We start from the raw sequence: 19837 nt of genomic DNA on the forward strand, positions 1-19837 counted from the left end.
TCAGGGATTCGATACGGACTCGGCAAACTTAGGTTGTGTAGTATGCGTTTTCCTTCACGTAACCTTCGGTCAGGTCGCATCCCCAGAACACCATCTCTTTGTTTCCCGTATTCAATACCACATCGACGAAGATCTCGGAATTCTTTTTTAGATACTCCGATAATTTTTTGAGTGTTTCAGAGTCTGCACCTTTGACCGGAAGTCCTCCGAAATAAATTTCCAAAGAGTCAAAAGGGATAGGTTCATCGAAAACTTTACCGACTGCCATTACCAATCTTCCCCAATTCGGATCTCCTCCATAAATTGCGGTTTTGATCAATGGAGAATTCAAAATGGATTTTCCGATCTTTCTGGCCTGGGACTCATCTTTTGATTTTTTTACCCGGACTTCGATCAATTTGGTTGCACCTTCTCCATCTCTCGCCACTTCTTTGGCAAGATCGGTACATATTTCTAAAAGTGCCGATTTGAATTCGTTTGCATCTACGGAACCAGCAAGACCATTACTAAGTAAAGCAACGGTATCGGAGGTAGAAGTATCCGAATCGATTGTGATACAATTAAAACTTAAGTCCACGCAATCTTTTAAGATTGGATAAACTTCTCCTTCTACCTGGGCGTCTGTGAGAATATAAGAAAGCATAGTCGCCATATTCGGCTCTATCATCCCCGCACCCTTTGCCATACCGAAGATAACCGCTTCTCCATTAGAAGATTTGATCTTTCTAACGGAAATTTTTCTGCGAGTATCTGTGGTCATGATCGCTTCTGCCACTTCTTCCAAGTTACCCGGTTTTAAATTTGATTTTGCTTGGGCACAGGCGGGAAGTATAACCTGCATTGGAAGAGGAACTCCGATCACTCCAGTAGAAGAAGGCAGAACAGAAGTTTCCAAAATGCCAAGAGACTTTGCGATCTCGGAGCAGATCTGTCTGGAGTTTGAGATCCCTTTTTCTCCTGTAGCAACATTCGAGTTTTTAGAATTGATGACTACAGCTTGCAAAACTCCGTCTCGTATATGTTCTTTGCCTACGATAACTGGAGCGCCCGGAAAATTATTTTTAGTAAATACCGCAGCTGCTTTACAGGGTTTTTCGGAGTAGATCACTCCGAAATCTTTGGTTTTGTCTTTAATACCTATATTTGTGCCGAATGAAAAAAAACCCTTAGGATAATCCATGCTCTAACCTCGACCGGAAGGTCCGGGATCTCGGTAACGCGATTACATCACCGATTTTTATATAGAATCTCTATATTCGCTATGGGGTGGTTTTAGGAAAAGCGTATTACGAGCAAATGCTCGGATTTCAAACTTCTGAAATTTCAGAATACACTAATGGAAGGGTTACGGAGAAAATAGTCCCTCCTTCCGGATTATCGAAAACTTTGACGGAACCGTGATGTAATCTAACAATATGTTTCACGATAGAAAGTCCTAAGCCGGTTCCGCCTTCTTTTCTAGATCTGTTCTTATCTACTCTAAAGAATCTTTCAAAAATCCTTTCCTTATCCTCATCCTTGATCCCGATCCCTTGGTCTATAACCTGAAAATTTACCGAATCAGGTTCCACTTTTGCGATCTTCAAAGTGATCGTTTTATCGTCCGGAGAATAAGAAGAAGCATTCGAGATCAAATTTAAGAGCATATGCTCCAGTAGAACCCAGTCCGCAGAGATAGTAAGTGGGACAGCCATATCTACTACAAGCTTTTGCCCCTTAGGAGAAATAACACCATCTACAGTGAAGGAAAGATTTTCTACCAAGGACTTTAAAGTAAATTCCTCAGGTTGCGCGATTGCACTTTGATTTTCTATCCTGGTGATCGTAAGCATGTCTTCTACGATACGTACCATTCTATCTGTGTTGCGAGAGATCGCGTCCAAAAATCTTTTCTCGTGACTTTCTTCCAAAAGCTGCAAGCGGCCGAGTAATGTCTCAGTATAACCTTTGATAGAAGTGATAGGCGTTTTTAATTCATGAGAAGCGTTCTGCACGAATTGTTCCCGTATCAGATAAGATTGTTTTTCCTCTGTGATGTTTCGGATCACTCCTATGAACATCAAGAGATTTCCGTTAGTTCTGAGAGGATACATTTTGATGGCGTAAAAATTTTGGCTTAGATCCAGTTCGGTTTTTGGTTCTCCCTTTCCGGAAAGGTTCTTTTTGATGAAGTCTAATAATCTTGGATCTTTGACTGCGTCTTCTACCTTTCTGGAGCCTGAATTAGGTTCTATTAAGGAGCCTGGGATACTTCTGTTTTGAAAAACTATGGAGCCTTCCAGATCTACGGAGAATACACCTTCTTTCAAATTTTGTAATACTGAGTCGAACTTTTCCTTTTCGATGGTAAGATCCACGAATTGGTGTTTTAAACGTCCGGACATCAAATTGATGGAAACTGCAAGATCGGCTAATTCTTGGATGTCGGGTAGACTCAACTCGGAGCCGAAATCTCCAGCGTTGATCTCTCCCGTTTTCATTTCGATCTGATTGAGCGTTTGGGTTACACTCCTGGCAATGGAGAAGGACATATAAAAAGTCCCGAACATTGCCAGTAAGATATAAGCGGAGAATAAAAGAATTTTTAGATCGGGGTTGATCAAGTCCTCTAAAAAGAGGACGATCCCCGCGACAGCCATAAGGAAAACGAGTAGAAGCCAGTTACTTAAGAGTAGTTTAGAAAATAAGCTACGCCTCATTGAATCTGTAACCGATCCCGCGGATGGTTTCCAACCTCTCCTTCTCTTCTCCTAGTTTGTCACGGAGTCTTTTAATATTAACATCTACCGCTCGATCCGTCACGTAAATATCCTTTCCCCAGACCTTATCTAAAAGTTTATCTCTGGTAAAGGCAACGCCTGTATTGGTCATAAACAGATAGAGTATTTTGTATTCGATCAATGTAAGGTCGATCTCTTCGTTATTGATAAATACTTTATGAGCTTTTGGGTTCAGAAAAATTTTGCCGACTGTGATGTTTCCTTCTTGGTCTTGCTCATCTTCTCCTTCTCCCGATCTTCTCAATACGGAACGTACTCTTGCGATCAGTTCTCTGGTGGAGAATGGCTTTCTAACATAATCGTCGGCACCTAACTCCAGTCCTAAAACTGCGTCGGTCTCTCCTGATTTTGCTGTGACCATAATGATTGGTAGAGAATATTTTTCTTTGATCCTTTTACATAGATCCATTCCCCCAATACCAGGGAGCATTAGATCCAATACCACTAAGTCGGGCAGATTTTTCTCGATCCTAGGAAGCACCTCTAAACCGTTTTGGCAGGTGTCTACTTGGTAACCGTTCTCTTCTAAATGAAATTTGATCAGTTCTGCGATATCCTCTTCATCATCTACTACGAGGATTTTTTGGCCTGGGCTGCCGGAAGCATTTTTCATAAATTCGCTGAAGCTCTTTCTCCTACGCCTCGGAGGATTTTTATCGTTAGTCGTCGGGGTGGAGGATCCTTGGATTTGGATAGGTTCCATCCCTTCAGATTGTCAGAAAACCGTTACAAAAGGTTTACACAAACATTACAATCGCCGGAAAAAGAATATTCCGAGCGAATTCTTGTGACAACCAGTAAACAAAAAGGAATATGTTCCATTATGAGTTATATTTTAGACGGGATTTATGATCAGTCCCGGTCCTTAATAATTTCGTTTAACTCGTTGATCAGTTTTCTCTGGCGGAAGAGGACATAAAGAACGAATCCCGAAAATAAGGCCAAACCCAGAACATAGACCCAAAGCAGACCTTTTAGTCTGCTTTGCTCTTCTTCGATAGCTTTGATTGTGGTCAGGTGTTCGACTAAGAAAAAATAATTATCCGATTGGGCCCAGGATTTTCTGGCTTCTTCTCTGATCTGGGTGATCAGAACATCCGCTTCTTTTTTGCTCATGTTTTGGATGAGAGGAAAGACGGAGTCTAACTTCATTTCTAAGAATTCTTTTGCAGTTAATTTGGTCTCGGACTGCTTATCTTGTGCGGAGATTTGGTTCCCGAATGTAAGCAATAAAGATAAGGCGATCCCAAAACTGAAATATTTCATTCGTCGAATCCTAACTTGTTTTTCCATTCCTTGGTATAAGGACTCTTATTTTGCACAAGATAAATCCCTATTAGAACCGTAAAAAGCAGGAACAAAAAGCCGCTAGTCGCTAGAATCGCATGTAAAAGCCCAGTCTGGTAGAGAAAATTCCAATCCGTAAACAAAAGTGCAGTAAGAGGAGAGAACGCCAAGATCAAGATAGTGATCAGAATGAGCCGGATATGCCTCAGATGGACCAAGTGAAGCATTACTTTTTTCTTAAGCATAGGAGGTACGTCGTCGTTCACCCTGCCTTCCGGAGGTTTTACAAAAAAATCCAATTGATCCCGCAACTCGTCGGGTAGTTTATCTTTTTCCGTGCTCATCGTCTTTTTTCAGCCAATCGCGTAAGATTTCTTTCCCTCGAAAAATATAACTCTTTAAAGTGTTCATTTTCAAGTTTAAATTTTCGGAAATATCTTTATAGGACATATTCTCAAAGTAGTGTAACGATATAGGTTTTCGATATAGTTCCGGTAACTTATCCACCAGAGATCTGATCTTTTCCGTGGTTTCTTTTTCTAAGACTTCGGATTCTTGGGAGGAGAAATTGTCTCCCAGTCTATCACTAGATAACGTATCTATGGGAGCGTCTATCTCAGGGTGTTCTTTTCGGTATCTGCGTATGATCTCATTTCTTGCAATGGAGAAGACCCAAGTGGAGAATTTGGACTTTCCTCTAAATGTGGACAATCCTTCGAATGCTTTTAGAAAAACATCCTGAGTAAAATCCTCTGCTTCTGCTTCGTTACGGAATGCTTTTTTTGCCTGAGAATAAACCATCGCTTCGTATTTCAATACGAGTTGTTCGAACGATTCAAAATCTCCGGCTAGAACTTTTTGGATATTGGCCCAGTCTTCCGGATCGCATAGGATGGGTTCTTCCGGTTTCATGGGAGTAATGATAAACCTATTTTAGGTAAGGATCGGACTTAGGAAAGACCGATTCACTTTCTAGGGGACCACTTATAATAACAGAGAAGACCCAAACCGGTACCGAGAGGCACCAATCCTCCGAGCATCGCTAAAGATTTTCCTAATACTAAAATGAAAGTAACGGAAAGAGCTACACCGACGAAGGTAAGGATCAGTCCTAAGAAAAAGGAATAAAGACGTAGATCGAATTTTTCTTTTTGGTAAAGGCCTGCTTTGATGATCGCCATTCTTTGACGATACCACCAAAAGAATAGGAAGAATAGTAATAACCATCCGAAGATGATCCCTACGATTGGAATACTGTACAGGATAGCCTTGTATTCTCCACCAGGTTGACTTGCTTGGATGGCGATCCTGATCTCTTCCAGACTGCGAAAGAGTGCTTCCTTTTCTTCCGGGGTCATCTGCTAAGAACCGCCACCTTTAAAGAAGAAGTTTCTCCCTTCTTAAAGTAAGGGATTTTTTGTTCAATGCCAGGTCTGCCGGCGAGTGACTCATACCAGTCCTCTTCTTTCCAGCTTTCTTTTAGATAACTAGTGCGGATGTCGGAATTAAAAAGATCCTTAAATTTGCTCATTGGAATGCTCCTATGTAAAATGCCTTTTGAAGTTCGAATACGAACTTTAAAACTCCCGAAAAAGGGTTTTAAATTATGTCGTATATAATTTCGGTCCACTTTTGGAATCCCTAAAGTGGAAAACCTCGTAGGACTACATTTTTTAGAGACGTAAGGGTTAGAAGAAAAATTGGGAGATGAGACAAAAAAATACAAAGAAAGAAAAAACTAAAACCTTGGATCTTTCGTATTATGCGGAAACTATTCGGGCTTTTTCACGTCCAAGAACGGCGCAGAACTTAGGTTAGGAGTTCTTAAAATGGGAGAACGATCAAAGCCAGCGTGTTCTCTTAAGAAGTCCACTATGATCCTTGCAGTGGCTCCCCATAAAAGTCCTTCGTCTATATCGAAGTAAAATACTTCCAATAAAGGTGAGTCGGGTTTCCTTCTTCCCTTGATACTGTAAAACGGAGCTTCCCAGAGTCTGTCCAGTTCGAGTATGATAACCCTTTCTACTTCTTCCGGATTGAATTCGAATTTAAAATCTCCTGAATATTCGGCCAAGAAGGGAGTTATATGAAATCCGGTATGAGTGAGCTGACCTCTATAATTTCCGATCACGGATAATTCTTTGTTGGGAGCTCCCATCTCCTCTTCCCATTCTCTAAGAGCAGTATGTAATAGATCCTTATCTTCTAGATCTTTGACTCCGCCTGGAAAGGAGATCTGTCCCGGATGAGAAGCAAGGTTCGGATTTCTTTTTTGGAGAAGGAATCCGTCTTGTCCGTTCTTTTGGAACACCGGCATGACCACGGAAGAATGTGCTACATCCTCCGGCAAATTCGGTTCTCCTTCTGGTAGAAAGGGAAGCTCCTTTTTTAGTTTATCTAATTCTAATCTAATCAAATTTCTTTTTGATCGGGATCAAACCGGACAAGGTGGTCTCGTACGGTTTAGATTGGATTGCCGCCAGAAGAGAAGGTCCGTAATTTTCTACTTTCCAGTTAGAAAAGATACCCATCTCTTTTAACTCTTCGATGGACTTAGGATTTCTTTTTGCAATCTCCGCGATATTCTTATTAGACGGCATCAAATTGTGACCCATCCGGCGAATGGACATAACTGTTTCTCTCCATTGCCTTAATCGTTTGAATCTGTCAGCTTCGTCTCCCGACAAATCCTCGATGGATCTTTTGAATAAGTCATTCTTTTGGATAGGGGGACCGCTTGGATTTTTATAAACCTGGTACAGATTTTCAGCGTCTTTTTTGCCTACGATATCTATAAGTTTATTCAATTCTCCCCGGGACTTGACTAATTCCAAAACCTTATCGTTGTTCCAAACTCGGAAAGGAGCCTTGTTCAGTTTTTTTGCTTTTTCGTCTCGGAAGCCTAGAGTATCATGAAGTGCCCGTCTTTCGTCGGAACCCAATTCTAGAACATTGGGAAATTTTTCCAAATTGATGGAAAATCCTTCGAATGGTTCAGGCTCTTCTTCCGCAATTTTTGCGAACTCTGAAAGCGCTTCGTCTAACAATTTCCGTTTTCCGAGTTCTTCTCTCATTTTGTCCCAAATGGATTCCAGATAAACAGTATCCAAAGCGGCGTATTGGAGCTGACTTTTTTCCAGAGGGCGCTTTTCCCAGTTGGATTTTTGCTCCTTCTTGGAGAGTTTGACCTTGTGGTAATGTTCCACAAGATACAACAAAGAGTTCTGTTCTAAGTCTAATAAACGAGAGCTGAACATCGTATCTGCGATGTTTATAAATTTGAAACTGAAGTCTCTTTTCAGAGCTTTGATATCGTCCGAAGCGGAATGAAATATTTTTAAAATGCTGGGATTCTCGAATAGAGGTCGCAAGCCCGAGAGATCGTCCAAACGAATAGGGTCAAAGATATAATTTTTACCCTTAGAGGATATTTGGATGAGACAAACTTTGGAATAGTAGGTGTAATAACCGCTGGATTCCGTATCAATAGAGAGGCAATCGGATTGAGAGAGAGTAATCAATGCCAACTGTAGGCTTCGGACGTTGTCTACGACAATATAATCGGATTGTATTTGCATCTAAAAGGCGACCTGGGAGACTAGCGTCGGAAGGGGGACCATGAGTTCGATTCCCAATACGTCCAGTCTACGGACCCTAGTCCGAGATGACAAACCAAAAGAAGAATGTGCTATCTTTGGGATTTTTAATTCTCAAGAGGCAGCCAATTTCACTTACCTCGGCCTGTATTCTATGCAGCACAGAGGCCAAGAATCGAGCGGGATCGTTTCCTCCGATGGAGAACATCTCTACCGTTACGCCGGGATGGGATTAGTAGCCAATATTTTTACCGAAGGCAAGATCCGGGAGCTAACCGGGACCGCAGCCATCGGGCATAATCGTTATTCTACCACTGGTGCGAGCTTCTTAAGGAACGCGCAACCTCTCAGAGTCGAGTCCCATTTAGGGCCGATCGCTCTGGCTCACAACGGAAACCTTGTCAATTCCTGGGAAGTTCGCTCCCAATTGGAAAAAGAAGGTTCCATCTTCCAAACTACAATCGATTCGGAAGTGATCGTCCACCTGATGGCCCGCTCCGGAGAGACGGATTTACTTTCTGCACTTTCTTCTGCTCTGAAAAAAGTAAGAGGAGCGTATTCGCTAGTTGTTCTTACAAAAAACCAATTGATTGCCGTGAGGGACCCGAACGGTTTCCGTCCTTTGGTCATGGGAAGAAGGGACGACGGATCCATCGTATTCGCGTCCGAGACTTGCGCATTCGATATTACCGATACCACTTACGAAAGAGATGTGGAACCTGGTGAGATGATCGTTGTGGATAGGACAGGAACCCGTTCCTTCTATCCTTTCCCTCCTGCAAAACCGGCACTTTGTATTTTTGAATACATTTACTTTGCAAGACCTGATTCGAATATTTTTGGCGAATCGGTGTATAAGGTCCGCAAAGCACTTGGGAACCAACTTGCTCAAGAACTTCCAGTAGAAGCGGACGTTGTGATCCCTGTTCCGGATTCAGCAAATATCGCAGCTTTAGGATATTCGGAAGCTTCCGGAATTCCTTTCCAATCTGGACTTATCCGTTCTCACTACGTGGGTAGGACTTTCATCGAACCGGACCAAAAGATCCGAGATTTCGGTGCTAAGATCAAATACAATGTAGTGAAGAATGTAGTAGATGGAAAACGTGTTGTGATCGTGGACGATTCCATCATGAGAGGGACCACTAGCCGTAAGATCATTAAGATGATCCGAAATGCCGGCGCTACCGAGATCCACTTAAGAGTTTCGGCTCCTCCTACAGTTTCCCCTTGTTATTACGGTATAGATATTCCGACCCATAAAGAACTGATCGCTGCTACTCATACAATCGAAGAGATCCGAAAGTATCTGAGAGTTGATTCCATTGCTTATCTTTCAGTGGATTCTATGCACAAAGCGGTTAGTGAACATAGGGGCGGAGGTTTTTGCAACGCTTGTTTCACTTCGGATTATCCAGTGGAATTCCAAAGCGATATGGGAAATCAAAAGAGTTTATTCAAGGAATACGAGGTAGAAGAAAGGGTCTAAAAGTTTCCGCTCAATTGCGGGTATCTCTTTAGATCTTTATTTCACTCTAAAAACTTGCGGCCTTCTTCCGAAGGTGATAAAGTCGGACTCTTCTCCCTTGATGTAAGCGGATAATAGGCTTTTTTCCGAAAATCCTATATGGCTCTGTTCTTCTAACATACCTAAAATTTCCAAGGCCGCGTCCTTATCTAAAGTATTCAGATAATTTAATACTTCTTGGTGAGAGTTCTTTTTGTGGGATTCTTCTATGATTTTGAGGACTTCTTCCCTTGCTCTTAATAGGGATTCTTTTCTTTCTACAAGTCCTTCCATTGTGGAGAGTATTATATTGATCTCCGGATCTTCTGAAAATAATTCCAGCAAATGAGGATAGATCGTAGGAAATCGGATCGGGAATTCGTATAAGGAATCTTCTAGTCCTTTATAGAGTTCTACTTCTTCTTCTTTGCTTAATCCTAATGATTCCCCAAGCATAAGAAGTGTTTCGATAGGCATGAGTCCTAAAAATCGGGATGCGAATATATTATCTTTTTTAGTTCGAAGACAGAATAATATAAATTTAGAAATCCTTTCAGGAGGAAGTCCGTTCCAGAATTGAGCCGCCTTGGAATCTAAGAAGTTAGTTTCAGTTCCGAAGATCTTCTTCTCTTTTTTAAGTTTTTGGAATATTTTAAAGTCTTCCTTTACGATCCTATAGAGTAAAGAATCGTCCATTTCCAAGATTGTAGACATGACTTGGTCAGGAGAAGAGATAGAAAGAAAGTATCGGACCAGATCAAAACCGATTTCGGATCTGGTGGAAAAGTTTTCTAAGATATCTGCGGGAGCTTGCTGGAACGCAGTGGCACCAACTGAAAATGAACTGACTCCTTCTAAAAACTTTTCTAATTTCTCGAAGGCAAAGCAAGCCTGTTCACCGGAGTCATTCCAATTAGATTCCCTGTAAAAATCCCTACAATTGCCGGGACAGGGTTTGGACTCGGAGACTCCCGCTAGACAGGTTCTTTCTTTTTGTCTTTTGTTTTCAGGGAATAAGATCACCGCAGTCACGCATATCCGGGGCGTAAGGATTTAGGATTTTTATACCGGAAAACACCCATGTCTTTTTGACCATTGGACAATAAAAACGGTTTCTTTCAGACTGTAGTCTATGGATTTTCATAGTATTCGCTAAAACTTCGCTAAACTTAGAATAGGCCTCAAAGGATATTTTCACATCCGAAGATTTTGCCCCTTCCAATACATTCTTCATTTCTAGTGCGGAAGATTCCAAGCCACCTTTTGCTTCTGCCAAAGAATTTAAGGAAGAAATTAGTCCGCTTACATCAGGAGAAACATCTTCAGTTGTTAAGAGAAGTCGAATTATCTTATCGTTTTCCGACAAAACTTTTTCGAAGAGAGGTTTTTCTGTCTCTAATACCGGCTTCTCTTCTTTTTTGCAGAAGGAAAGGGAAAGTAATAATGAAGATAATAAAATTAGCAGTACGGATCGTTTCATCCTATTCTCCAAATATGAATAAATACTCGGGAATCGAGCCTTTAAGACCATAAAAAAATCTTTTTTAGGTTCTGGCAACCGTTAGAGCTTCAAACTATTCTTCGAAAAAATGGGTTCAAAGCTTTTGCCTATATAGGAAATTAGGAGTAAAGGCAAGGCTCTAATGTATTTTGATAAGCATGTTTTTGTCTGTGAGAATGTCAGAGCGGAAGGAGAAAGGCCTTCTTGTGGTCCGAAAGGATCTCCTCAATTACTCGCCTATATGAAAAAGAGAATACAAGAACTCGGATTAAAAGGTAAGATCCGTATCCAAAAGTCCGGATGTTTGGATCGTTGTGAGTTGGGCCCTGTGCAGGTTTCTTATCCGGAAGGTCTTTGGTTCTCGATCAAGACACAAGAAGACGCAGAAGTATTTATACAAAATCATATACTAGAAAATAAACCGGAAGCGATCCGGCATCTTATGTTAAAGGACGAAGAGTGAGAGGGTAATCAAATGGCAAAAAAATTCGAAATACCAAAATCGTATCTCGCATACGAATTGAAAGAATATAGCAACGAACCTGGAAGAGCAAAAATCGTAGAAAAAGAACTCAAACCTTTAAAGAAAGGTGAGGTGTTGCTCAAGGTACATTCAGGTTCCATCAATCCATCCGATCTCATGTTCATGAGAGGTTTGTATGGAATTAAGAAAAAACTTCCAGTCGTTCCCGGTTTTGAGGGAAGCGGTTTGGTGATTGCAAGCGGTGGTGGCTGGAGAGCAAATTCTCTAGTAGGTAAACCGGTTGCATGTGTTGCTCCGAATAAAGGTGACGGGCCTTATGCGGAATACATGATCACTGACGCTTATTCTTGTTTTACTTTAGGAAAAGATGTGAGCTTGGAACAAGGAGCTTGTCTATTCGTAAATCCTATCACTGCTTGGGCATTGTTGGACCAAGTGATCCGAGAAAAACATAAAGCATATGTTCAAACTGCTGCGGCTTCCGCTTTGGGAAAAATGTTATTAAGACTTTCCGTTAAAAAAGGAATTCCAGGCATCCATGTGGTAAGAAGAAAAGAGCAAGTCGATCTTCTCAAATCTTTAGGCGCAGAACATGTATTGGATTCCAGCTCTCCGAATTTTGATCGGGAACTTAGGGTTCTTTCGAACAAGCTGAATGCTACTATTTTGTTGGATGCAGTTGCAGGAGAGATCACAGGAAAAGCGTTAGCAGCTATGCCTTACGGAAGTAAATGTGTGGTTTACGGTGCATTATCGGAAGAGCCTATTTCTTATCATGCAGGACTTGGGATCTTCCAAGACAAAAAGATAGAAGGTTATTGGCTTTCTTCCTGGATGCCGAAACAAAACCCTTTCAAAATCTGGAAGATTACCTCAGAGATCCGTTCCCTTTTAGGAAAAGAATTCCAAACACAGATCGCAGCTAAGTATCCACTGAAAGAAGCGGATAAAGCGATCCAAGAATACGCAAATAATATGACCAGAGGAAAGGTCCTTATTTCTAACGGATGGGAGCTTTGATGGGGACTCCATCCAGAAAGAGTAGAATGTTTCGACCTTGGGTTCTAGTTTTAGGAGTCGGAATTCTTTTCAGCTCCTGCTTGGACCTAAGGGAGAATGTAAAAAAGTTACAGGCTTGTAAGTTTAAGATTTTAGAAACCAAAACGGAAAGGGTAGAAATTCTACCTTTTCCACCTTCTCCAAAGATAGTAATGACTTCTAAATTGGAGATAGAGAATCCGAACGATTCTTCTGTTAAAATTTATAAGTTCGATCTTGGTGTAATTACCTCAGGCACTGATGGAAAAGAAGCCGAATTAGCCAGGGTCATTTCGGATGAAGAAACAGAAGTCCCAGCTTTTTCCAAAACGGTGATCCAACTCAGGATAGAAACAAGCTTTGAAAAGAGAGAGAACCAGGATAAACTATTACTTGGAATTTTAGTAGTCACGAACCTAGTCGCTGGAAAAGATCCGAATTTAAGAATGAAAGGAAGCGTGAGATACAAAACCGTTTTAGGAGAAGTAGATCTTCCTTTGGATGAAAAAATACGATTATTACCTAAGAAGCCGGAGTATGAAATTTAACTTTTTAAGTTTTGGAACTGTCTGCAAAAGTCTGATCCTTCTTACAATTGTACTATTCGGTTTATCGAATTGTTCAGATGTAGACGACGATTTTTATACTTTTGGAGAAGCGGGCACTAAGATCATGGTAGCTTACGCCGCAAAAGACGCAGAATGCGGATCGAGTAGACAGATCACCTCTTTGGTTCCCGGAAAACAAAGGAAGAAGGATGTGGACAATTGTGTTGCCTCAGTCGCTTTCGAAAAATGTAGCTTTTGGACACAGGCAGGAGATCCGGTTCCGTTTGCATGTAAGGCCATCGAGTTTAGATTGAAGTGATGGGATGGATAGCCAGACATTTTGATTTTCTGATCTTTGCTGCGCTGGCTTTGTCCGGCCTTTCCTATCTTTATATACTTCTCACCAGAAACAGAAGACACGATTCCAAATCGGTAGTTCGCTACGATATTCCTTCTGAAGAACCTATAAGTTTCGATCCGAACGAAAAACCCAAGAAGAAAGAACCTAAAGTAAATGTTCTAGAAGTTTTCGATTATAACGGGATCAAGATCATGCACGAAAACGGTATGTATACTGTGAATCATGCAGGAGAGATCCAGGTTTATGGTTCTTGGCAGGCTCTTCCCCCTAGATACCAAGCAATGGTCAAGGAGATGGATAAATCTTCCATAGGACAAAAGAAGAAGGGAAATTATTATATGGAAGTTTTGAACGGAACCTACTATGTGATCTTTCCAGACGGCAAAAAACATAAGTATCCTAAATTCGAGGATATTCCGGAAAAGATCAGAAAAGCTTTGGGTTATTGAACTTCTCTGATTTAGGTTCTACTTTGAAGTTTCGGATTTCTTATTTTCTAATATTCGCTTTACTCCATTGTAATTCTTATTTCGAATCCGTCTTGGATCCGACCGAATTAAGAATGCCTGCAGACGGGAAATCGGTTGCCGTTTTAAAAATTTCAAATCCGATCCTAGGCACAAAAGACAATTTCATTTGGGAAGAGATAGATCCTGAATTACTCAAATTTCTCTCGAAAGAAAAAAACGGCAGAGAAGAGATCTTACGTGTGCAAGCGGGGAAGGTCCCTACAAACATTAAGATACGAACTCAAAAAGGCAAAACGATTGAGATTTCACTTTTTAGCCGAGATGGGGATTTTGACCAGGATGGATTTCCTGATTCTGCAGAACTTAGAACTGAATCGGATCGCCAATCATTTAGGGATTGGTTTGTCAGGATCTCTTTGTCACAATATTTAAAGGAGAATTCCTCCTGGAACCTGAAGGAAAGAGATTGCAGCGGATTGATCCGTTTCGCATATAAGGAGTCTTTAAAGACTCATACTCAGGATTGGCAAACTCGAACCGGGATCTTATTGGATAAAAATTTACCGGATGTCCGGGAATTTAATTACCCGGATATACCCTATATTGGTAAAAATCTGTTCCGGATCGGAGAGGGCAAATTCGGAGAATTTGCGGACGCAGAAAGTCTGGAAAAGTTCCATACTTCCTTTGTTTCCAAAGAGTTGGAGTCGGGGCTAGCGGGAGATATTCTCTTTTTCAGATCTGATCGTGGAGTCGGGACAAATTTCCATTCTATGATCCTTGTAGAGGGAGAGACTAATAATCCCCAACTTTTATATCATACAGGCTCGGACCGAGGCATCAAATTGATCCGAGCAAAAGAATTGGAAAGAAGTGTGTTGTTTTCCCCGGAAAAGAATAACCGAAATTTTCTTGGGGTTTATAGATTTCGGATTTTAGAATAGGAATTTCAGAATGAGAACTCGCGTATCGGATCGTAAAAAGATAATATTCTCTTTTCTCGCAATTTTGATCTCTGCATTAGGATTATTTTATGTGAAACCGAATTTGTTCGGTTCCGCTGCGTTCTATCTGGGAACGGACAGAAGTTTCGGCTCGGGCGAAAACGCTTATGTGAATCTGGAAGGGAACGGAACGGTAAATTACGAATTCAGAGTGTATAAGATCGCAGATCCACAAGCATTCTTGACCAAAAAAGTAAAAGAAAGATTGGTCCAAGAGAATAATGACGGAGTCTTTGGAAACCCGATCGCACTTTTTACAAGAACTGTAGATAAATTCAGAAACGATTTCCGTAAAGTTGCCAGAAAAGAATTCAATTCCAAGACAAGATCCGAGCTGAAAAAAACATTAGGAATCGATTATGAACAACCTACTGAGCAAAAAACTCTCGCGATCCCCGCTATTTTAAAAGACCAAGAATTGGTCGCTACCTTCTCCATTCCAACGGTTACTTCCTTTTGGGCATATCGCCGGATCCCAGTTCCGATCCGAGACAACGGTGTTTATCTTGTGGAAGGTGTTTCCGGATCTCAGCTCGCTTATACGATTCTGATCAAATCCGGTCTGAATTTTTTAGTAAAACAATCGGATGCAGAGACATTCGTATATGTGGGCCGCAAGGATAGCGGTGAACCTGTTTCCGATGTGGACCTCACTCTTTTTAATTTGGAAAATGGCCAAGCATTCCAAACGGGAAAAACAAGCTCAGACGGAACTTATTTTTATAAGGGAAGAAGTCCTGTAAAAGGATTGGTCCTCGCTCATAAGAATGGAGAATATTCGGTTTCCGATCCCGAATTTTATTCCAGTTCCTTTTATGGAGAAGGTGGACCAAGAGCTTATATTTATACGGATCGCCCTGTGTATAGACCGGGAGACACTGTTTACTTCAAGGGAATTGTTCGAAACTTCTCTCAAGACGACTATAGAACTATTTCAGGCGCCGGTGTAATTGCGGTTGCAAGCGAGCAGGGTGAAACTTCCATTCCAAGCGTTCCGATCAATATCTCCGGAGACAATGGGACTTTTTCGGGAGAGTTTGTGGTCCCTGAATCGGCGAATGCCACTCTCGGGAATTATTCTCTTATATTAAATTTCCGTGATAAAACTTTCCAAACCGAATTTGCGGTAGAGGCTTATAAAAAACCGACCTTCTTGGTGTCGGTATCCGTCCCTAAATCCAATTATTTACAAAGGGAAGAAGTAAACGCTCTTGTAAAAGCCAGATATTATTACGGGCAACCTGTAGCAGGGCAAGAGGTTGCTTATAGAGTATTTCGAAGACCTAAATTCGATTATTCTCCGGTGGGAACGATCAACTTCGATGCTTCTTCCGATTATCTGGAACAGTCCGGACAAAGTGATAAACAAGAATTGGTTTTGGATGGAAAAGGAAAGTTAGACTCGAAAGGACAATATTCTATCAACTTTAAACCGGATAAATCGGATGCGGATTCTGTTTATACGATTATAGCTTCCGTTCAATCCGAGGACATGACCTTGGATGGATCTGCTTCCTTCTCTGTAAATCGAAGCGCTTTCTTCGTTAGGATCTCTAAGGACAACTCTGTATACGAGCCCGGAAGAGAAGCAAAGTTGACAGTAAGTTTGATCGCTTATGATAAAACTTTGAGCGAAGTAGAACGCCAAAAGATGGTGGGAAATAGAAATGTGGATCTAATTCTCTACAATCGAGACATCCAATTTGTAAGAGAAGCAAATCGTTCTAAAATTTCTTCCTTGTCTGTGATGACTTCTGCTTCAGGTGTCGGAACAGCTTCTTTCACGATCCCTAAAAGAGGACAATTTGTTTTAGTCGCGGAGACCAAGGACCCGAACGGAAATCTGACAAAGTCGGAGACATTCTTCTGGGCTTCTTCCGTTTCCGATTCTATCGAAATTCCTTTCAAGGATATCACTCTTAAACCTGGTAAGGATATTTATTCCGTAGGAGACACCGCGGAAATTTTAGTCTTAAGTCCTGTTTCCAACGGGCATATGGTTCTGACCTTAGAAGGAAACCGGATCTTCAAAAAAGAAGTGGTGAAGATGAAAGGGAACGCTTTGAAATATGCGGTTCCCATCACTGCGGAAATGAGTCCGAACTTTACATTATCTGCGGTCCAATTTTCGGGGAACGACGTTTATAAAAGCCAAGTAAGAGTGGTCGCTCCTCCGGAGCAGAAGTTCCTGAAAGTGGCTTTAGAGCCAGGCCGTAAGGTATATCGTCCTGGTGATAAAGCGGAGATCCGTTTGAAAACTACCGGTCTTGGCGGGAACGGAGTTTCTGCAGAAGTTTCTCTTGCAATAGTCGATGAGGCTATTTATCAGATCAAAGAGGAGAAGACCCCTAATATTGGAACATTCTTCTATCATCCAAGAAGAAATAACGTGCAAACCACTTTGGCATCCGCCTATAAGTTTTTCGGATATTCTGAGAACAAAAGATTAAAACTGGCCTTGGGTAAAAAGGGAGACTCGGTTTATTCTGCAATGAAAAACGAGGACCAGGCACGAGATCGTTTTAAGGATACAAGTTATTGGAATGCAAAAGTAAAAACAGGTCCGGATGGAACCGCTACAGTTAGTTTTAACCTTCCGGACAATTTAACTTCTTGGAGAGTGACTGCGATCGCTATCACCCCGGACACTAAAGTAGGAAGAGGCCAAACCAGTTTTGTTACTAAAAAAGATCTGATGATCTTAGGTGGAATGCCACGATTCATCATCAAGGGAGAAACCCAAAAAGTTTCCGCTACGATTTCTAACCAATCTCCGAGCAAACTTCCCATCAAGGTTACCGTAAAAGCGGAAGGCGCAAAAATTTTAGGAAACTCGGAAACTACGATCAATTTAGAGCCAGGTCAAAACCAATCTCTCCATTTCGATGTGCAGACTCTTGCAGATCCTAAGATCAAATCCGCTAAAATCAGTATTCTTGCGGCGGCTTCCGGCTACCAGGACTTGCTTAAGTCTGAAATCCCGCTCAAGACTTGGGGATTGCCTAAAACCATTTCGGATAGTTTGGGAATGGAAGAAGGAGAACATTCAGGAGTTCTAAATTTAGAGGCACCTAAAGAATTAGGAGATCCTCGTTTGGAGGTCAGGCTCAGTCCTGCTTCTTTGCCTGCTCTAAGGCAGTCTTTGGATTATCTTGCAGATTATCCTTACGGTTGTGTGGAACAAACTATGAGTAGGTTTTATCCTCTTTTATCCGCTCAGAAAGCCGGTTTCATCAACGAAAGACTTAGGAAAGAACTTCCTAAGATGATCGATGTGGGATTGAAACGAGTGTCGGAGCTCCAACGTACGGATGGGGGATTCGGTTGGTTTGAAGGCGGAGTAGAAAGTGATGTTCTAATGTCTGCCTATGTTTATAGAGGATTAGCGGTCAGTCAGAAGAACGGAACCAAGGTCCCTGCTCCGGTATTAAATAGAACCAGAGCTTATCTTTACGATGTTTTGGCTAAAGGCAACCTTTCTCCGAATGCTAAAGCATATATCATCTTCTCCTTAAGTGAAGGTGGAAATCTTGAAGATTCTATCGTGGATGGACTGCTTAAATCTTCCGCCAAGCTAAACCAATATGGACAGGCTCTGCTTGCATTAACTTTAGCTAATAAAGGTAAGAAGGCGGAAGCTTCTACCTGGTTTAAAAAAGGAGTGGAGACTAGTGGATTCGGTAAAAAGCCATTCTTCAAGCTCACTTCTTACGGTAAAAATCCTCGCTGGGAAGAAGATAGAATAGAAACTATTTCCGCGCTTTTGAGTGCAGGAGTTCGATTGGGAGAAGATAAGGTCATTCTTGCAAATCTTGCCTCTTCTCTTTTATCGAATCGTATCGAGCTGGCTTGGAATAACTCGAGAGATACGTCTGCTGCTGTTTTGGCGTTGTCTGAGTTTTTGGCTTCTATCCGTGAATCGGAAACTCCCGCCAATGTAGAGATCGTATTGAACGGGACCAGTTTGAAAACCGTAACTCTTCCTCCTAAGTCGGAGCAAGGAGAATTGTATAAGATCCCGGTCCCTTCCGAATTGATACGCTCCGGACCGAACAAGGTAGAAGTTTTGAAGAAGGATGGGCCTGTACTTTATGCAACTGCTTCCTTATACTACATGGATCGAAGTAAAAAGATCCAAGCTTATTCCAATGGTATCAAAGTAAAAAGGACCTACTATAAACTAAAAGTGGATTCGAATGATATCACTCCTGTGGAGTCTAAAACTTTCCAACCGGGCGATCTGGTAATGGTAGAAGTTTCGGTCCAGAAAGAAGGAGATGCAGATTCATATTATCAGGTGGAAGATTCTCTATTGCCTGGATTCTCTTTCTTGCAAAGGGATGCGGAGTATTATGCAGGCGATCTGAAGATGGAATATCTAAGTCGCCAGATTTACGACGATAGAGCCGTATTCTTTGTAGGAGGTCCTACAAAAGAATTCAAGGTTAGGTATTTTATCAGAGCAGAGGTAGGGGGGAAGTATAAGGTAATTCCTGCCAGAGCTTCCTTAATGTATTATTCAGAAGTAACAGGAGCAAGTTCAGACGATGAAATCAACGTTGGTCAATAATTTACTCTTAAGTGCTGTTTTACTTTTTGGATCTGCCGCTTTTGCGGAAACTGTGACCATAGATTCTCCTCATGGAGGATTTACAACCGAAAGGATCCAAACTGTTTCCGGTTCCGTGAGCGGAAATCTTGAAAAGGCAACTATCGTAATTAACGGAATTCCTCAGATGATCCGTCTACAGGACGGGAAATTTTCCTTAAGCACTGTGGTCGCCCCTGGAACGAACTTGATAGAAGTCAAAGCAGGCAATGCAAGCGATAGAGTTTCCTTCTTTGCCGCTGTTCCTCCTCGGGATATCAAAGTAGTCCTTACTTGGGATACTGCCACTGATGTGGACCTGTGGGTTTTAGATCCTACCGGAGAAAAATGTTTTTATGCAAATCGCTCCACTAAGACTGGAGGGAATTTGGATGTGGACGTGGTGGATGGATATGGTCCGGAAACGTTTACCATGTCCAAGGCGTTGCCTGGGAATTATTCCATTCAGGTTCAGTATTATGGTTCTTACGATAAGCCAGTCACCAGAGTGAACGTTTACGTGGTCTTGAACGAAGGAAAACCGAACGAAAGAAGAAAACAATTTCAGTTCGTGATGACACGTTCCCAACAAGTATATCATATCGCGAATTTTGAGATAGATCCGGAATCTTAAGATGTTTCTTTCCCGCCAGAATAATTCTTTTGGAAAATC

At 41.6% G+C, this 19837-nt stretch carries 21 protein-coding genes; 9 read left to right on the forward strand and 12 right to left on the reverse strand.

Annotated features, from left to right (window positions below; all coding sequences use genetic code 11):
* Window positions 1-28: 28 nt before the first annotated feature.
* The 10 genes from argJ to LPTSP_RS14885 form a co-directional block, all read right to left on the reverse strand.
* On the reverse strand, window positions 29-1180 hold the full coding sequence (argJ, locus tag LPTSP_RS14840; protein ID WP_108929458.1) for a bifunctional glutamate N-acetyltransferase/amino-acid acetyltransferase ArgJ: 1152 nt from the start codon (window positions 1178-1180) through the stop codon (window positions 29-31).
* A 127-nt stretch (window positions 1181-1307) separates the two neighbouring features.
* Window positions 1308-2699 carry a HAMP domain-containing sensor histidine kinase gene (locus LPTSP_RS14845; RefSeq protein WP_108929459.1) on the reverse strand — a complete coding sequence of 464 codons (1392 nt, stop codon included), beginning with the start codon at window positions 2697-2699 and terminating at the stop codon, window positions 1308-1310.
* Window positions 2689-3393: a response regulator gene (locus tag LPTSP_RS14850; RefSeq protein WP_008590830.1), complete on the reverse strand. Its 705-nt coding sequence runs from the start codon at window positions 3391-3393 to the stop codon at window positions 2689-2691. Before LPTSP_RS14850 ends, LPTSP_RS14845 begins: the two co-directional genes overlap by 11 nt.
* A 239-nt stretch (window positions 3394-3632) precedes the next feature.
* Entirely contained in the window at window positions 3633-4046 is a 414-nt protein-coding gene (locus LPTSP_RS14860; protein ID WP_108929461.1) for a hypothetical protein, read from the reverse strand.
* Window positions 4043-4411, reverse strand: a complete 369-nt coding sequence (locus LPTSP_RS14865) for a hypothetical protein (protein ID WP_108929462.1) — start codon at window positions 4409-4411, stop codon at window positions 4043-4045. Before LPTSP_RS14865 ends, LPTSP_RS14860 begins: the two co-directional genes overlap by 4 nt.
* Entirely contained in the window at window positions 4392-4979 is a 588-nt protein-coding gene (locus LPTSP_RS14870) for an RNA polymerase sigma factor (RefSeq protein ID WP_108929463.1), read from the reverse strand. Before LPTSP_RS14870 ends, LPTSP_RS14865 begins: the two co-directional genes overlap by 20 nt.
* 53 nt (window positions 4980-5032) lie before the next feature.
* A complete protein-coding gene (locus LPTSP_RS14875) occupies window positions 5033-5425 on the reverse strand; it encodes a hypothetical protein (RefSeq protein ID WP_108929464.1) in 393 nt (130 codons plus the stop codon).
* A complete protein-coding gene (locus tag LPTSP_RS19125) occupies window positions 5422-5598 on the reverse strand; it encodes an LIMLP_16695 family PerRB-regulated protein (RefSeq protein ID WP_020769516.1) in 177 nt (58 codons plus the stop codon). Before LPTSP_RS19125 ends, LPTSP_RS14875 begins: the two co-directional genes overlap by 4 nt.
* 240 nt (window positions 5599-5838) lie before the next feature.
* Complete coding sequence (locus LPTSP_RS14880; RefSeq protein WP_108929465.1) at window positions 5839-6483, reverse strand: NUDIX hydrolase; 645 nt, start codon at window positions 6481-6483, stop codon at window positions 5839-5841.
* Window positions 6476-7645 (reverse strand): ribonuclease D, encoded by a 1170-nt coding sequence (locus LPTSP_RS14885; RefSeq protein WP_108929466.1) that lies wholly within the window; start codon window positions 7643-7645, stop codon window positions 6476-6478. Before LPTSP_RS14885 ends, LPTSP_RS14880 begins: the two co-directional genes overlap by 8 nt.
* 40 nt (window positions 7646-7685) lie before the next feature.
* On the opposite strand from LPTSP_RS14885, the gene purF reads away from it, so the two are divergent.
* Window positions 7686-9152 (forward strand): amidophosphoribosyltransferase, encoded by a 1467-nt coding sequence (gene purF / locus LPTSP_RS14890; protein WP_108929467.1) that lies wholly within the window; start codon window positions 7686-7688, stop codon window positions 9150-9152.
* A gap of 36 nt (window positions 9153-9188) precedes the next feature.
* On the opposite strand, the gene LPTSP_RS14895 is transcribed toward purF, so the two are convergent.
* Together LPTSP_RS14895 and LPTSP_RS14900 are read right to left on the reverse strand one after the other, a co-directional pair.
* Window positions 9189-10193 (reverse strand): hypothetical protein, encoded by a 1005-nt coding sequence (locus LPTSP_RS14895; RefSeq protein ID WP_108929468.1) that lies wholly within the window; start codon window positions 10191-10193, stop codon window positions 9189-9191.
* A complete protein-coding gene (locus tag LPTSP_RS14900) occupies window positions 10177-10650 on the reverse strand; it encodes an LIC13259/LIC11441 family protein (RefSeq protein ID WP_108929469.1) in 474 nt (157 codons plus the stop codon). The genes LPTSP_RS14895 and LPTSP_RS14900 overlap by 17 nt, the downstream gene beginning before the upstream one ends.
* Before the next feature lie 163 nt (window positions 10651-10813).
* Here LPTSP_RS14900 and LPTSP_RS14905 point away from each other — a divergent pair, with 163 nt between their 5' ends.
* Genes LPTSP_RS14905 through LPTSP_RS14940 form a run of 8 tightly spaced genes read left to right on the forward strand, consistent with a single transcriptional unit; the run spans window position 10814 to window position 19798 of the window.
* A complete protein-coding gene (locus tag LPTSP_RS14905) occupies window positions 10814-11134 on the forward strand; it encodes a (2Fe-2S) ferredoxin domain-containing protein (RefSeq protein ID WP_108929470.1) in 321 nt (106 codons plus the stop codon).
* Window positions 11135-11146: 12 nt separating this feature from the next.
* Window positions 11147-12175 (forward strand): zinc-binding dehydrogenase, encoded by a 1029-nt coding sequence (locus tag LPTSP_RS14910; RefSeq protein ID WP_108929471.1) that lies wholly within the window; start codon window positions 11147-11149, stop codon window positions 12173-12175.
* The gene (locus LPTSP_RS14915; RefSeq protein ID WP_108929934.1) at window positions 12175-12741 is read left to right on the forward strand and encodes an LEA/WHy family protein; all 567 of its coding nucleotides are present in this window, start codon (window positions 12175-12177) and stop codon (window positions 12739-12741) included. The genes LPTSP_RS14910 and LPTSP_RS14915 overlap by 1 nt, the downstream gene beginning before the upstream one ends.
* Window positions 12731-13060, forward strand: coding sequence for an LIC13255 family lipoprotein (locus LPTSP_RS14920; protein ID WP_108929472.1), 330 nt, complete (start codon window positions 12731-12733; stop codon window positions 13058-13060). The genes LPTSP_RS14915 and LPTSP_RS14920 overlap by 11 nt, the downstream gene beginning before the upstream one ends.
* Entirely contained in the window at window positions 13060-13551 is a 492-nt protein-coding gene (locus LPTSP_RS14925) for a hypothetical protein (RefSeq protein WP_108929473.1), read from the forward strand. The genes LPTSP_RS14920 and LPTSP_RS14925 overlap by 1 nt, the downstream gene beginning before the upstream one ends.
* Window positions 13552-13574: 23 nt before the next feature.
* Complete coding sequence (locus LPTSP_RS14930) at window positions 13575-14516, forward strand: DUF1175 family protein (protein ID WP_108929935.1); 942 nt, start codon at window positions 13575-13577, stop codon at window positions 14514-14516.
* A 10-nt stretch (window positions 14517-14526) separates the two neighbouring features.
* Entirely contained in the window at window positions 14527-19146 is a 4620-nt protein-coding gene (locus LPTSP_RS14935) for an alpha-2-macroglobulin family protein (RefSeq protein WP_108929474.1), read from the forward strand.
* A complete protein-coding gene (locus LPTSP_RS14940) occupies window positions 19124-19798 on the forward strand; it encodes a YfaP family protein (RefSeq protein ID WP_108929475.1) in 675 nt (224 codons plus the stop codon). Before LPTSP_RS14935 ends, LPTSP_RS14940 begins: the two co-directional genes overlap by 23 nt.
* Window positions 19799-19837 lie beyond the last annotated feature (39 nt).

It is taken from the genome of Leptospira johnsonii, assembly GCF_003112675.1.
GTDB lineage: Bacteria > Spirochaetota > Leptospiria > Leptospirales > Leptospiraceae > Leptospira_B > Leptospira_B johnsonii.

What these genes read in the sequence shown, in the direction of transcription:
- argJ (WP_108929458.1), bottom strand. Translation starts at nt 1,180, where the DNA reads ATGGATTATCCTAAGGGTTTTTTTTCATTCGGCACAAATATAGGTATT.
- LPTSP_RS14845 (WP_108929459.1), bottom strand. Translation starts at nt 2,699, where the DNA reads ATGAGGCGTAGCTTATTTTCTAAACTACTCTTAAGTAACTGGCTTCTA.
- LPTSP_RS14850 (WP_008590830.1), bottom strand. Translation starts at nt 3,393, where the DNA reads ATGAAAAATGCTTCCGGCAGCCCAGGCCAAAAAATCCTCGTAGTAGAT.
- LPTSP_RS14860 (WP_108929461.1), bottom strand. Translation starts at nt 4,046, where the DNA reads ATGAAATATTTCAGTTTTGGGATCGCCTTATCTTTATTGCTTACATTC.
- LPTSP_RS14865 (WP_108929462.1), bottom strand. Translation starts at nt 4,411, where the DNA reads ATGAGCACGGAAAAAGATAAACTACCCGACGAGTTGCGGGATCAATTG.
- LPTSP_RS14870 (WP_108929463.1), bottom strand. Translation starts at nt 4,979, where the DNA reads ATGAAACCGGAAGAACCCATCCTATGCGATCCGGAAGACTGGGCCAAT.
- LPTSP_RS14875 (WP_108929464.1), bottom strand. Translation starts at nt 5,425, where the DNA reads ATGACCCCGGAAGAAAAGGAAGCACTCTTTCGCAGTCTGGAAGAGATC.
- LPTSP_RS19125 (WP_020769516.1), bottom strand. Translation starts at nt 5,598, where the DNA reads ATGAGCAAATTTAAGGATCTTTTTAATTCCGACATCCGCACTAGTTAT.
- LPTSP_RS14885 (WP_108929466.1), bottom strand. Translation starts at nt 7,645, where the DNA reads ATGCAAATACAATCCGATTATATTGTCGTAGACAACGTCCGAAGCCTA.
- purF (WP_108929467.1), top strand. Translation starts at nt 7,686, where the DNA reads ATGAGTTCGATTCCCAATACGTCCAGTCTACGGACCCTAGTCCGAGAT.
- LPTSP_RS14900 (WP_108929469.1), bottom strand. Translation starts at nt 10,650, where the DNA reads ATGAAACGATCCGTACTGCTAATTTTATTATCTTCATTATTACTTTCC.
- LPTSP_RS14905 (WP_108929470.1), top strand. Translation starts at nt 10,814, where the DNA reads ATGTATTTTGATAAGCATGTTTTTGTCTGTGAGAATGTCAGAGCGGAA.
- LPTSP_RS14910 (WP_108929471.1), top strand. Translation starts at nt 11,147, where the DNA reads ATGGCAAAAAAATTCGAAATACCAAAATCGTATCTCGCATACGAATTG.
- LPTSP_RS14915 (WP_108929934.1), top strand. Translation starts at nt 12,175, where the DNA reads ATGGGGACTCCATCCAGAAAGAGTAGAATGTTTCGACCTTGGGTTCTA.
- LPTSP_RS14920 (WP_108929472.1), top strand. Translation starts at nt 12,731, where the DNA reads ATGAAATTTAACTTTTTAAGTTTTGGAACTGTCTGCAAAAGTCTGATC.
- LPTSP_RS14925 (WP_108929473.1), top strand. Translation starts at nt 13,060, where the DNA reads ATGGGATGGATAGCCAGACATTTTGATTTTCTGATCTTTGCTGCGCTG.
- LPTSP_RS14935 (WP_108929474.1), top strand. Translation starts at nt 14,527, where the DNA reads ATGAGAACTCGCGTATCGGATCGTAAAAAGATAATATTCTCTTTTCTC.
- LPTSP_RS14940 (WP_108929475.1), top strand. Translation starts at nt 19,124, where the DNA reads ATGAAATCAACGTTGGTCAATAATTTACTCTTAAGTGCTGTTTTACTT.